This is a genomic window from Bradyrhizobium sp. IC4059, assembly GCF_020193615.1.
GTDB classification, from domain to species: Bacteria; Pseudomonadota; Alphaproteobacteria; order Rhizobiales; family Xanthobacteraceae; genus Bradyrhizobium; species Bradyrhizobium yuanmingense.
The window spans coordinates 348,335-362,508 of the sequence record NZ_JADYVH010000006.1; the positions used below are offsets into that span (position 1 = coordinate 348,335).

Annotated in this window: 8 protein-coding genes; all 8 read left to right on the forward strand. The window is 63.1% G+C overall.

Annotated features, from left to right (window positions below; genetic code table 11):
• Positions 1-55: 55 nt before the first annotated feature.
• The 8 genes from rpoC (at position 56) to rpsJ (ending at position 14,156) form a co-directional block, all read left to right on the forward strand.
• A complete protein-coding gene (gene rpoC / locus I6F12_RS20975; protein WP_036011015.1) occupies positions 56-4,252 on the forward strand; it encodes a DNA-directed RNA polymerase subunit beta' in 4,197 nt (1,398 codons plus the stop codon).
• Between the two features lie 185 nt (positions 4,253-4,437).
• Entirely contained in the window at positions 4,438-6,492 is a 2,055-nt protein-coding gene (locus I6F12_RS20980) for an FAD-dependent oxidoreductase (protein WP_225157139.1), read from the forward strand.
• A 134-nt stretch (positions 6,493-6,626) separates the two neighbouring features.
• Entirely contained in the window at positions 6,627-8,672 is a 2,046-nt protein-coding gene (locus I6F12_RS20985; protein ID WP_225157140.1) for an ABC transporter ATP-binding protein, read from the forward strand.
• An 899-nt stretch (positions 8,673-9,571) separates the two neighbouring features.
• Positions 9,572-9,943 carry a 30S ribosomal protein S12 gene (gene rpsL / locus I6F12_RS20990; protein ID WP_007603006.1) on the forward strand — a complete coding sequence of 124 codons (372 nt, stop codon included), beginning with the start codon at positions 9,572-9,574 and terminating at the stop codon, positions 9,941-9,943.
• 15 nt (positions 9,944-9,958) lie between these two features.
• Complete coding sequence (rpsG, locus tag I6F12_RS20995) at positions 9,959-10,429, forward strand: 30S ribosomal protein S7 (protein ID WP_018647239.1); 471 nt, start codon at positions 9,959-9,961, stop codon at positions 10,427-10,429.
• Positions 10,430-10,462: 33 nt separating this feature from the next.
• Positions 10,463-12,535 carry an elongation factor G gene (gene fusA, locus I6F12_RS21000; RefSeq protein ID WP_225157141.1) on the forward strand — a complete coding sequence of 691 codons (2,073 nt, stop codon included), beginning with the start codon at positions 10,463-10,465 and terminating at the stop codon, positions 12,533-12,535.
• Positions 12,536-12,575: 40 nt separating this feature from the next.
• Complete coding sequence (gene tuf / locus I6F12_RS21005) at positions 12,576-13,766, forward strand: elongation factor Tu (RefSeq protein WP_025036994.1); 1,191 nt, start codon at positions 12,576-12,578, stop codon at positions 13,764-13,766.
• Positions 13,767-13,847: 81 nt separating this feature from the next.
• Entirely contained in the window at positions 13,848-14,156 is a 309-nt protein-coding gene (gene rpsJ, locus I6F12_RS21010; RefSeq protein WP_002712302.1) for a 30S ribosomal protein S10, read from the forward strand.
• Positions 14,157-14,174 lie beyond the last annotated feature (18 nt).

Genomic DNA, 14,174 nt, shown 5'->3' on the forward strand with positions numbered 1-14,174 from the left:
CAGAAGTGATTTTCGAATTTGCGGCCGGAGGCGACCGGCACGCGAGGAGAAGACGATGAACCAAGAAATTATGAATCTCTTCAACCCGACGACGCCGGCTCAGGTCTTCGACCAGATCCGGATCTCGATCGCGTCTCCAGAGAAGATTCTGTCCTGGTCCTACGGCGAGATCAAGAAGCCGGAGACCATCAACTATCGTACCTTCAAACCCGAGCGCGACGGCCTGTTCTGCGCCCGCATCTTCGGGCCGATCAAGGACTACGAGTGCTTGTGCGGCAAGTACAAGCGCATGAAGTACAAGGGCATCATCTGCGAGAAGTGCTCGGTCGAGGTCACGCTGTCGCGCGTCCGGCGCGAGCGCATGGGTCATATCGAGCTCGCAGCCCCCGTCGCGCACATCTGGTTCCTGAAGTCGCTGCCCTCGCGCATCGGCCTCCTGCTCGACATGACGCTGAAGGATCTCGAGCGGATCCTCTACTTCGAATATTACGTCGTGCTCGAGCCGGGCCTCACCGCGCTGAAGGACCGTCAGCTGCTGTCGGAAGACGAGTATCTGAAGGCGCAGGACGAGTACGGCCAGGACAGCTTCACCGCCATGATCGGCGCCGAGGCGATCCGCGAGCTGCTCAAGGGCATGGACCTCGAGAAGCTCGAGGCCTCGCTGCGTGCCGAGATGCAGGAGACCGACTCCGACATCAAGCACAAGAAGCTCGCCAAGCGTCTGAAGATCGTGGAAGCGTTCCGCCATTCCGGCAACAAGCCGGAATGGATGATCATGACCGTGATCCCGGTGATTCCGCCGGACCTGCGTCCGCTGGTGCCGCTGGACGGCGGCCGTTTCGCGACCTCTGATCTCAACGACCTCTATCGCCGCGTCATCAACCGCAACAACCGCTTGAAGCGGCTGATGGAGCTGCGCGCGCCCGACATCATCATCCGCAACGAGAAGCGCATGCTTCAGGAAGCGGTCGATGCGCTGTTCGACAACGGCCGCCGCGGCCGCGTCATCACCGGCGCCAACAAGCGTCCGCTGAAGTCGCTCGCCGACATGCTCAAGGGCAAGCAGGGCCGCTTCCGCCAGAACCTGCTCGGCAAGCGCGTCGACTATTCGGGCCGTTCGGTGATCGTGGTCGGTCCCGAGCTGCGCCTGCATCAGTGCGGCCTGCCGAAGAAGATGGCGCTCGAGCTGTTCAAGCCGTTCATCTATTCGCGGCTCGACGCCAAGGGCCTGTCCACCACCGTGAAGCAGGCCAAGAAGCTGGTCGAGAAGGAACGGCCCGAGGTCTGGGACATCCTGGACGAGGTGATCCGCGAGCATCCGGTGCTGCTCAACCGCGCCCCGACGCTGCACCGCCTCGGCATTCAGGCATTCGAGCCCGTGCTGATCGAGGGCAAGGCGATCCAGCTTCACCCGCTGGTCTGCTCCGCGTTCAACGCCGACTTCGACGGCGACCAGATGGCCGTGCACGTTCCGCTGTCGCTCGAAGCGCAGCTGGAAGCGCGCGTCCTGATGATGTCGACCAACAACATCCTGCATCCCGCGAACGGCCAGCCGATCATCGTGCCGTCGCAGGACATCGTGCTCGGTCTGTACTACGTCTCGATCATGCGCGAAGGCCTGCCCGGCGAGGGCAAGGTGTTCGGCGACATGGCCGAGCTCGAGCATGCGCTGCACGCGAAGGTCATCCACCTCCACACCAAGATCAAGTACCGGTGGGAAGGCATGGACGAGACCGGCAAGGTCTCCAAGCGCTGGATCGAGACCACCGCCGGCCGCGTCATGCTCGGCAATCTGCTGCCGAAGAACCCGCGCATCTCCTACGAGATCATCAACAAGCTGATGACCAAGCGCGAGATCTCCGGCGTCATCGACCAGGTCTACCGCCACTGCGGCCAGAAGGAGACGGTGATCTTCTGCGACCGCATCATGGCGCTCGGCTTCTACAACGCGTTCAAGGCCGGCATCTCGTTCGGCAAGGACGACATGGTCGTGCCGCACGGCAAGTGGAAGATCGTCGACACCACCCGTACGCTGGCGAAGGATTTCGAGCAGCAGTACAACGACGGCCTGATCACCCATGGCGAGAAGTACAACAAGGTCGTCGACGCCTGGTCGAAGGCCACGGAAGAAATCGCCAAGGCGATGATGAAGGAGATCTCCGCCACCAAGAAGACGGCGAGCGGAGCCGACGCCGACATCAACTCGATCTACATGATGGCTCACTCCGGTGCCCGCGGTTCGCCGGCCCAGATGCGCCAGCTCGCCGGCATGCGCGGCCTGATGGCCAAGCCGTCGGGCGAGATCATCGAGACGCCGATCATCTCGAACTTCAAGGAAGGCCTCTCGGTGCTCGAGTACTTCAACTCGACCCACGGCGCCCGCAAGGGCCTCGCGGACACCGCGTTGAAGACCGCGAACTCCGGCTACCTGACCCGTCGTCTCGTCGACGTGGCGCAGGACTGCATCATCACGCAGAGCGACTGCGGCACCAAGCTCGGCATCAAGATGCGCGCCATCGTCGACGCCGGTACCGTGGTCGCCTCGCTCGGCTCGCGCATCCTCGGACGCACGGCCTGCGAAGACGTGCGTGACAGCTCGGGCCAGGTGATCGTCAAGCGCGATACGCTGATGGAAGAGAGCCACGTGGATGCCATCCACCAGGCCGGCATCCAGGAGGTGAAGATCCGCTCGGCGCTGACCTGCGAGCTCGTCAACGGCATCTGCGGCAAGTGCTACGGCCGCGACCTCGCCCGCGGCACGCCGGTCAACCACGGCGAAGCGGTTGGCGTCATCGCGGCGCAGTCGATCGGCGAGCCGGGCACCCAGCTCACCATGCGCACCTTCCACATCGGCGGTGCGGCGCAGCTCAACGAGCAGTCCTTCGTCGAAGCCAACTTCGACGGCAAGATCGTGATCAGGAACAAGGCCATCGCCCGCAACAGCGAAGGTCACCTTATCGCGATGGTGCGCAACATGGTTGTCGCGATCGTCGATGCCGACGGCACCGAGCGTGCGACGCACCGTATCCAGTACGGTTCGCGTCTGCACGTCGACGAGGGCGACATGGTCAAGCGCGGCCAGCGCATCGTCGAATGGGATCCCTACACCCGTCCGCTGCTCACCGAGGTCGAAGGAACCATCGGCTTCGAGGATCTGGTCGAGGGGCAGTCGATCTCGGAAACGCTCGACGAGGCCACCGGTATCGCCAAGCGCGTGGTCATCGACTGGCGTTCGACGCGCGGCGGCTCGGACCTGCGTCCGGCCATCGTGGTGAAGGGCAAGGACGGCAAGGTGCTCAAGCTCGCCCGTGGCGGCGATGCCCGCTACATGCTGTCGGTCGACGCCATTCTCTCGGTCGACATCGGAGCCAAGGTCCAGCCGGGCGACATCCTCGCCCGTGTCTCGACCGAAAGCGCCAAGACGCGTGACATCACCGGCGGTCTGCCGCGGGTGGCGGAACTGTTCGAGGCTCGGCGCCCGAAGGATGCGGCGATCATCGCCGAAATCGCGGGCACCATCCGGTTCGGGCGCGACTACAAGAACAAGCGTCGCATCTCGATCGAGCCGATGGACAAGACCGACGAGCCGCGCGAGTACCTGATCCCGAAGGGCAAGCACATCCACCTTCAGGACGGCGATGTCGTCGAAAAGGGCGACTTCATCGTGGAAGGCAACCCGGCGCCGCACGACATCCTTGCGGTCAAGGGCATCGAGGAGCTGGCGGCCTATCTGGTCAACGAGATCCAGGAGGTCTACCGGCTGCAGGGCGTGCTCATCAACGACAAGCACATCGAGGTGATTGTCCGTCAGATGCTCCAGAAGGTGGAAATCACCGATCAGGGCGACACGGACATGATCTCCGGCGAGCAGGTCGACAAGATCGAGTTCGACGCGCTGAACGTGAAGGCCAAGGAAGAGGGCAAGAAGCCCGCCACGGGAACGCCGGTTCTGCTCGGCATCACCAAGGCGAGCCTCCAGACCCGCTCCTTCTTCTCGGCGGCATCGTTCCAGGAGACCACCCGCGTCCTCACCGAGGCGGCGGTCAACGGCAAGATCGATCCGCTCGAAGGCCTCAAGGAGAACGTCATCGTCGGCCGGCTGATCCCGGCGGGCACCGGCGCCTCCATGGCCAAGATCCGCGAAGTCGCCATGAAGCGCGACAAGCTGATCCTGGACGAGCGCGAGAAGCAGGCCGCCGTCGTGTCGCCGGCGCCGGAAGCCGAGCTTCCTGCGCTGCCGCCCGCGGAATGATCGTTCATCCGTAGGAATACCGAGGACAATGAAAAGGCCGGCTTTTGCCGGCCTTTTTGCTGCTTTGTTGCGATGCGGGATCAACCTTTGTTCATCTTTCCTTCAGCCGCAAAAGCGCTTGTGCTATGGCGCCTTAGACCGGTGGTCCCGCCAAGGGGGCAGGGCCGGAAGACCACGGAACTCTCATGCTTGATCTCGCAATCGTAGGCGGCGGCCCCGGCGGGCTGATGAGCGCCTGGTACCTGAAGCGCAAGCTCGGCGACCTCTGCCGCGTCACCATCTACGAGGCCTCCGACAGGCTCGGCGGCAAGATCGTCACCCGCAAGTTCGATTCGGCGCCCGCGATGTACGAGGCCGGCGTTGCCGAGATCTACGACTACTCCATGACAGGCCCGGATCCTCTGCGCGAGCTGATCCAGCATTTCGGCCTTCAGACCATTCCGATGGATGCCGAGCAGGTGCAGTTCGGCGGTGAGCTGCTCAAGGACGTTCCCGGCATACGCCGCAAATACGGCGCCAAGACTGCCGCCGCGATCGAAGCCTTCCGCAAGCGCTGCGCCGAGGTGATGTCGCCGGTGGAATATTACGAGGGCGTCGGCGCGCACGACAACGAACATCCCTGGGCGTACAAGACCGCCGAGCAGGTGCTCGACGAGGAGGTCGAGGACGTCACCGCAAAGCGCTTCTTCAAGGTGATGGCGCGTTCCGACATCGCGACCGAGAGCCACAACACCAACGGGCTCAACGCGCTCAAGAACTATCTGATGGACGTCGACGGCTATATCGGCCTCTATTCCATCCAGAACGGCAACGAGCAGCTGATCGAATGCCTGCAGTCGGAGGTCAATGCCGACATCCAGCTCAATCACCGCGTGCTCACCGTCGGCAAGGCGCCGACCGGCCGGTATCAGCTCAAGATGATGAACGGCAAGGGGCCGGAGACCCGTGACTTCGATCTCGTGCTGGTCTGCCTGCCGCATTCCTGGCTCGCCACTCTCGGCTGGGAGGGCGAGCAGCTGCGCAGGTCGATGGTCAAGCACGTCGCCTATTTCGACCGGCCCGCGCACTATCTGCGCGTCTCGATCCTGTTCGACGAGCCGTTCTGGGGCGACAAGATTCCGGGCGCCTGGTTCATGTCGGAAGCCTTCGGCGGCTGCTGCGTCTACAACGAGGGCGCACGTCACGACGTCGGCAAGCATGGTGTTCTGAACTGGCTCATTCCCGGCTCCGATGCGCTGGCTTTTGCCAATCTGTCGGACCAGGAGCTGATCGAGGCCGCCCTGAAATCGCTCCCAGCTTCTCTCGGCGATGCGCGTCTGCACTTCATGGAAGGCAAGATCCACCGCTGGCTGTCCTCGGTGAACGCGCTGCCTGGTGGTTTGCCCGCGCGCGACGTCATGACCAATCACCGGCCCGAGCCGAAGGAGCACCCCGGCATCGTGGTGGTTGGCGACTATCTGTTCGATTCGACGCTCAACGGCCTGCTGGATTCCTCGGACGCGGCGACCGACATCATCCTGACCGAGATGATGCGCCTGCGCCGCCAGCGCGCGCAGGACGACAAGCCGCTCTCGGACAAGATCGATCGCAAATATTTCGAGAATTATCGCGGTCTCGGCCCCTATCATCAGGCGTGGCGGCACTTCACCGATCCCGACTACCTGACGAAGCTGATCGGCATCGTCTGGGGCAGGGCGGCGGGCGCCAAGCTGCTGGTCGCGGGCTCCGCCAGCGGCGAACTGGTCGGCGCCCTGCGCGATCGCGGCATCGATGCATGGGGAATCGAGAACAACCGCGCGATCCACGCCAGGACGCCGAAATCGCTGAAGAAGTACAACAAGCTCGGCACGATCACCGACATGCCGTTCAAGGACGGCACGTTCGACTTCGTGTTTGAGACCAGCCTCTGCCACGTGTCCCCCAAGCAAGTGGTCCGCGCGATCCGCGAGCTCAACCGCGTGGTCAAGACCGGCCTCGTGTTCGGCTCCATCACCTCGGACATGGCGCCGGCATTGATCGACCGCTACGACCTCTTGCGCGGAGTCAAGAAGCTCGGCACCTGGTGGGAATGGTCCGAACTGTTCTTCGGCAACGGCTTCGACCTGTCGATGCACCGCAAGGATTGCACCGATGCGCTGTGGGAGGCGACGCTCGCCGCCAACAAGGGGCCGGGGCAGTGGTACGCCGACGCGGACAGCTTGCGCTATTCCTTCTTCGACAAGGTCGAGGACGAGGACTAGCCCGGGGGACGCCAACCGAATTCGCCAATTGTTTTGCCGAATTCATCTTGATCGCATAGAATCGGTGCAATAGCGGTTGCCGCTATTTCCTGCGTTCTCTGCGGTCATGCCGGCCGTCAGCATCGGTTGGTTTCATGGCATCCAAGCCTTTCTTGCCTGGCGACAAGCCTGTATCTCCCGATCAACAGAAGCTCGCCGCGGAGGAGGCGGCCGGGCTCGATGGCAAGCTCGCCGACGCTGCCAAGCCGGATCTCAAGGACGACGAGGACGCCGAAGACGAGGGGGATGACGAGCTGGAGCTCGACGAGGACGATGAGGACGAGGACCTCGTCGTCTTTACCGCGCGCGAAGCCGCCGGGGCCCTTGCGACCATTGTCGGGTTCGTCAAGCCCTATCTCTCCAACTACAAGCGGATGCTGTCATTCGTGGCATTCGGCGTCGTGGTCGAGACGTTGTTCAACGTCATCATGCCGCTCAGCCTCAAGTTCCTGATCGACGATGCGCTCGGCGAGGAGGATTTTCAGGCGCTCTACAAGATCCTCGGCGTGCTCGCCGTCGCCGGCATTTTCACCTCGATCGTTGCAGTCTGGTACGAACGCTGGGACGCGCGACTTGCCGCTTGCATCATCTCCGATGTCCGCACACGCCTGTTCGAGCACGTCCAGGACCTGCCCGCCGCCTATTTCGGCCGCACCAGGCGCGGCGAGATCCTGTCGCGCTTCTCGGTCGATCTCTCGGCCTTCGAAGGCTCGGTCAAGACGTTCGCCAACAGTGCCGCGCTGCCGTTCCTGGAGCTGATCGCCGGCATCATCCTGATGCTGTTCCTCAACTGGCAGCTCGCCGTCGTCGCGCTGCTGGTGTTCCCGATCACGCTGATCGGCCCGCGGATCCTGACGCCGAAGGCGGTGCAGGCCAATTACGAACAGAAGCTCAATGAATCGGCGTTGCTGGGCCAAGTCCAGGAGAACGTGGCCGCCCAGGCGGTCATCAAGGCGTTCAGCCTGCAACGCAAGATGTTCGGCTTCTTCCGGTTGCGCAACGACGAGACCCGCAACAAGATGGCCTCGGCCACATTCCTCTCGACCATGGTGGAGCGGACAGTCACCATCTCGGTGCTCCTCCTGCACCTTGTGGTGCTCGCGATCGGCGCGTATCTGGCGACCAAGGGCCATATCACCATCGGCACCTTCGTCACCTTCGAGAGCGCGTTCTGGGAGGTCTCCTACAACATCGCCCATGTGATGCATTTCATCCCGGTGTCGATCTCCTCGGCCGCCGCGATCCGCCACATCCAGGAATTGCTCGACGAGCCGACCCGCAGCGCCGATCGGCCGGGCGCGCCCGATCTGCCGCGCATCACCCACGACATTACCTTCGATCACGTCACCTTCCAGTACGAGGGCAGTCAGACGCCGGTGCTGGACAATCTCAGCCTCAAGCTCGATGCCGGCAAGCGCATCGCGATCGTCGGTCCGAGCGGCTCCGGCAAGAGCACGCTGCTCAATTTGATCCTGCGGCTCTACGTGCCCGACGAAGGCCGCGTCACCATCGACGGGGTCGACGTCCGCAAGGTGACGCTGGACTCGCTGCGCCGGAGCATGGCGGTGGTGTTCCAGGAGAACATGCTGTTCAACATGTCGATCCGCGAGAACATCCGGCTCGGCAAGGAGGGCGCAACCGACGAGGAGGTGGAGGAGGCGGCCAAGAAGGCCGAGATCCACCGCTACATCATGAGCCTGCCGCAGCGCTACGACACGCCGGTCGGCGAGCGCGGTGACACACTGTCGGGCGGCCAGCGCCAGCGCATCGCGATCGCGCGCGCGATCATTCGCAACCCCTCCGTGCTGCTGCTAGACGAAGCCACTTCGGCGCTGGACCAGACCACTGAGGCCGCGATCAACCGCACGCTGCTCAAGGTCGCCAAGGGCCGCACCATGATCTGGTCGACCCACCGCCTGACCTCGGTGGTCGAGATGGACGAGATCATCGTGATTTCAGGGGGCAGGGCGATCGAGCGCGGTTCCCATGCCGAGTTGCTCGCCAAGAATGGCACCTATCGCAAGCTGTGGAGCGACCAGATCCACCAGCCCCATGGCGCGGCAGCTCACGCCGACGCCGACCGCGATGATGACGACGAGGACCAAGCCCTCGATGACGATGAGGACGACGAGGAGGAGTAACCGCGGGCAGTCAGCTTCGAGGGGCCGCGTCTGGTCGTCTCGTCTCACAGGCAACACGCGGTTCAGCGCCGACTGGTCGATTCTCTGATGCAAGGCGTTCGGCCGCCGCGACGCCGCTTTTTTTTCGCACGCATGGTTTGGGGCAAGCGCCATTCGCGGATCGACCAGTCCGGGCTGAAGCCCCGTCACACCGGGCATCGCGGCGGGCCGGGAAAAGCTGGTAGACCGGCCACCAGCCAGCAAACCGAGCGCAGGCAGGAGAAAAGCCCCTCAGCTTGGTAATAAAACTACATTAGACCCGGGTATAATTGTTTCAGATCTGGCAGGTCAGTCGCCTCGCTCCTATATCAGGCAGGCGCGGGGAGGCGGCGAAGAGGCGATTTTTTGCAGGCGCATGAAGCGCTTTGTGACTGTCGTTTCACCTTGACTTGACCGATTCCCACTTATAGAAAGCGCCTCACTTAACGACAGGCGGTGAGCATCGCCAGCGTCGGAACGGGCCACCCGTTGATCCCCAAAGACTAGATCTGCCAGGGGTCGCAAAGACGGGCACCAACCTCGACGAATGCCGCTCAAACGCTGTCGATCATAGCTAGGCAATGCCAGTGCGACTTTAGTTCTCTCGAGCACGTTCTCTTGAGATCGAATTCGGATGCATGACCTCAGTGCGCGGGCCGCGGCGTTACGCTGAACGGCTTCGAGACTGCGGTCCTCTGTGGCGTCGAAGCGCTTTCCGCTCGTTGATGGAGCGGTTGGCGCAATTTCGCTTTGCGCGGGTCTTTCGCGCCAGGCGGCCCGTTCGGGCGGGTAGCTCGAGCAGAATTTGCGGACCCGGTGACGGGCCGCGGCAAGACAGCGGACCCGAGAGGGGCCGCAGCAGAAAAAGGGTGAAGGCCAGAATGCCGACGATCAACCAGCTGATCGCTCAACCGCGGGAAGTGCAGAAGTCGCGCAAGAAGGTGCCGGCGCTGCAGCAGTCGCCGCAGAAGCGTGGTGTTTGCACGCGCGTCTACACCACGACCCCGAAGAAGCCGAACTCGGCGCTTCGTAAGGTTGCCAAGGTGCGCCTGACCAACGGCTTCGAGGTGATCGGCTACATCCCTGGCGAGGGCCATAACCTCCAGGAGCACTCGGTGGTCATGATCCGCGGCGGCCGCGTCAAGGACTTGCCGGGCGTGCGCTATCACATCCTCCGCGGCGTTCTGGACACCCAGGGCGTCAAGAACCGTAAGCAGCGTCGTTCGAAGTACGGCGCCAAGCGTCCGAAGTAAGCGGGAACCAAGCCTATGTCTCGTCGCCACTCTGCGGAAAAGCGCGAAGTTCTTCCGGATCCGAAATTCGGGAACATCATCGTCACGAAGTTCATGAACTCGGTGATGTACGCCGGCAAGAAGTCGGTTGCGGAAGGCATCGTCTATGGTGCGTTCGGCATCATCGAATCCAAGACCAAGCAGAACCCGCTCGGCGTGTTCGAGCAGGCGCTCGAGAACGTCATGCCGACCATCGAGGTCCGCTCCCGCCGCGTCGGCGGCGCGACCTACCAGGTTCCGGTCGAGGTCCGCTCGACCCGCCGGCAGGCGCTCGGCATTCGCTGGCTGATCGCGGCTGCGCGCGAGCGCAACGAGAAGACCATGACCGAGCGGCTCTCGGCGGAGCTCTTGGACGCATCGAACAACCGGGGGAACGCCGTCAAGAAGCGCGAAGACGTGCACCGCATGGCGGAAGCCAACCGCGCCTTCTCGCACTACCGCTGGTAACGGCGACACACTCGGACTCGCAAGGAACGACCCATGCCCCGCCAACATGCCATCGAGGACTACCGTAACTTCGGTATCATGGCGCATATCGACGCCGGCAAGACCACGACGACCGAGCGCATCCTCTATTACACCGGCAAGAGCCACAAGATCGGCGAAGTGCACGAAGGTGCCGCGACGATGGACTGGATGGAGCAGGAGCAGGAGCGTGGCATCACGATCACCTCGGCTGCGACCACCGCGTTCTGGAACGGCAAGCGCCTGAACATCATCGACACTCCCGGTCACGTCGACTTCACCATCGAAGTCGAGCGTTCGCTCCGCGTGCTCGACGGTGCCGTCTGCGTGCTCGACTCCAACCAGGGCGTCGAGCCTCAGACCGAGACCGTCTGGCGCCAGGGCGACAAGTACAAGGTTCCGCGCATCGTCTTCGCCAACAAGATGGACAAGATCGGTGCCGACTTCTTCAAGTGTCTGGCGGACATCGTCGACCGTCTGGGCGCCAAGCCCGTCGCGATCCAGCTTCCGATCGGTGCCGAGAACAACTTCAAGGGTCTTGTCGACCTCGTGAAGATGAAGGGCGTCGTCTGGAACGACGAGTCGCTCGGTGCCAAGTTCGACTATGTCGACATTCCGGAAGACCTTGCCGACCAGGCCAAGGAATACCGCGAGAAGATGGTGGAAGCCGCCGTCGAGCTCGACGACGATGCCATGGCCGCCTATCTCGACGGCAAGGAGCCGGACGAGGCGACCCTGAAGCGCCTGATCCGCAAGGCGGTGCTGACCGGCGCGTTTTATCCCGTGCTGTGCGGTTCGGCCTTCAAGAACAAGGGCGTGCAGCCGCTGCTCGACGCCGTGGTCGACTATCTGCCGTCGCCGCTCGACGTGCCCGCGATCAAGGGCACCGACGACAAGGGCAACGAGATCGTGCGCAAGGCGGACGACAAGGAGCCGCTGGCGCTGCTCGCGTTCAAGATCATGGACGACCCGTTCGTCGGCACCATCACCTTCTGCCGCATCTATTCCGGCATCCTGCAGAGCGGCACCGGCGTCGTGAACTCGACCCGCGAGAAGAAGGAGCGGATCGGGCGCATGCTGTTGATGCATGCGAACAACCGCGAGGACATCAAGGAAGCCTATGCCGGCGACATCGTCGCGCTGGCCGGTCTGAAGGAAGCGCGCACCGGTGACACGCTGTGCGATCCCGACAAGCAGGTGATCCTGGAGAAGATGGAGTTCCCCGAGCCGGTCATCGAGATCGCGATCGAGCCGAAGTCCAAGGCCGACCAGGAGAAGCTGGGCGTGGCGCTGGCCAAGCTCGCCGCGGAGGATCCGTCCTTCCGCGTGTCGACCGACCACGAGTCCGGCCAGACCATCCTCAAGGGCATGGGCGAACTCCACCTCGACATCAAGGTCGACATCCTCAAGCGCACCTACAAGGTCGACGCCAACATCGGCGCGCCGCAGGTGGCGTTCCGTGAGCGCATCACCAAGCGGGTGGAGCACAGCTACACCCACAAGAAGCAGACCGGCGGTACCGGCCAGTTCGCGGCCGTGTCGTTCATCGTCGAGCCGAACGAGCCCGGCAAGGGCTTCGAGTTCGAATCGAAGATCGTCGGTGGCGCGGTGCCGAAGGAATACATCCCGGGCGTCGAGAAGGGCCTGGAGAGCGTGCTGTCGTCCGGCGTGGTCGCGGGCTTCCCCGTGGTCGACGTCAAGGTGCAGCTGGTCGACGGCAAGTATCACGACGTCGACTCGTCGGCGCTCGCCTTCGAAATCGCCTCGCGCGCCTGCTTCCGCGAAGCGCTGCAGATGGGCAAGTCGGTCCTGCTCGAGCCGATCATGAAGGTCGAGGTGGTGACCCCGGAAGACTACACCGGCTCGGTCATCGGCGACCTGAATTCCCGGCGCGGTCAGATCCAGGGGCAGGACATGCGCGGCAACGCCAACGTCATCGACGCGATGGTGCCGCTCATGAACATGTTCGGTTACGTGAACAATCTGCGCTCGATGAGCCAGGGTCGCGCGACCTTCACCATGCAGTTCGATCACTACGCAGAAGCGCCGGCCAACGTGTCGGCAGAAGTCCAGAAGAAGTTTGCCTGATTGTCGTCGGTTGAAAGCTGACGATTGAACGGAGAGTCAAATGGCCAAAGCAAAGTTTGAACGTACCAAGCCGCACTGCAACATCGGCACCATCGGTCACGTCGACCATGGCAAGACGTCGCTGACCGCGGCGATCACCAAGGTTCTCGCCGAAGCCGGCGGTGCGACGTTCACCGCGTACGACCAGATCGACAAGGCGCCGGAAGAGAAGGCCCGCGGCATCACCATCTCGACCGCGCACGTCGAGTACGAGACGCCGAACCGCCACTACGCCCACGTCGACTGCCCCGGCCACGCCGACTACGTCAAGAACATGATCACCGGCGCTGCCCAGATGGACGGCGCGATCCTGGTCGTGTCGGCCGCTGACGGCCCGATGCCGCAGACCCGCGAGCACATCCTGCTCGCCCGCCAGGTCGGCGTGCCCGCGCTCGTCGTGTTCCTCAACAAGTGCGACATGGTCGACGATCCGGAGCTGCTCGAGCTCGTCGAGCTCGAAGTCCGCGAGCTGCTCTCCAAGTACGAATTCCCCGGCGACAAGATCCCGATTATCAAGGGTTCGGCGCTCGCCGCTCTCGAAGACTCCGACAAGAAGCTCGGCCACGACGCCATCCTCGAGCTGATGAAGAACGTCGACGAGTACATCCCGCAGCCGGAGCGTCCGATCGACCAGCCGTTCCTGATGCCGGTTGAAGACGTGTTCTCGATCTCGGGCCGCGGCACCGTCGTGACCGGCCGTGTCGAGCGCGGCGTCGTCAAGGTCGGCGAGGAAATCGAGATCGTCGGTCTCCGCGCCACCCAGAAGACCACCGTCACCGGCGTCGAAATGTTCCGCAAGCTGCTCGATCAGGGCCAGGCCGGCGACAACATCGGCGCGCTGCTCCGCGGCACCAAGCGCGAAGACGTCGAGCGCGGCCAGGTTCTGGCCAAGCCGGGTTCGGTCAAGCCGCACACCAAGTTCAAGGCCGAGGCCTACATCCTCACCAAGGAAGAGGGCGGTCGCCACACCCCGTTCTTCACCAACTACCGTCCGCAGTTCTACTTCCGCACCACCGACGTGACCGGTGTCGTGCACCTGCCGGAAGGCACCGAGATGGTGATGCCGGGCGACAACATCGCGATGGAAGTGCACCTGATCGTGCCGATCGCGATGGAAGAGAAGCTCCGCTTCGCGATCCGCGAAGGCGGCCGCACCGTCGGCGCCGGCGTCGTCGCCTCGATCATCGAGTAACAACGCGAATAGGGAATGGCGAGTGGCGAATAGTTTCTATTCGCTATTCGCTACTCGCCACTCACTAAGAAAGATTCGGCAATGAACGGCCAAAACATTCGTATCCGTCTCAAGGCGTTCGACCATCGTATCCTCGATACGTCGACCCGTGAGATCGTGAACACGGCGAAGCGCACCGGCGCGCAGGTCCGCGGACCCATTCCGCTGCCCACCCGCATCGAGAAGTTCACCGTCAACCGTTCGCCCCACGTCGACAAGAAGAGCCGCGAACAGTTCGAGATGCGCACTCACAAGCGCCTGCTCGACATCGTCGATCCGACCCCGCAAACCGTCGATGCTTTGATGAAGCTCGACCTGGCCGCCGGTGTCGACGTCGAGATCAAGCTCTAAGATTTTGGATCCCGTTCG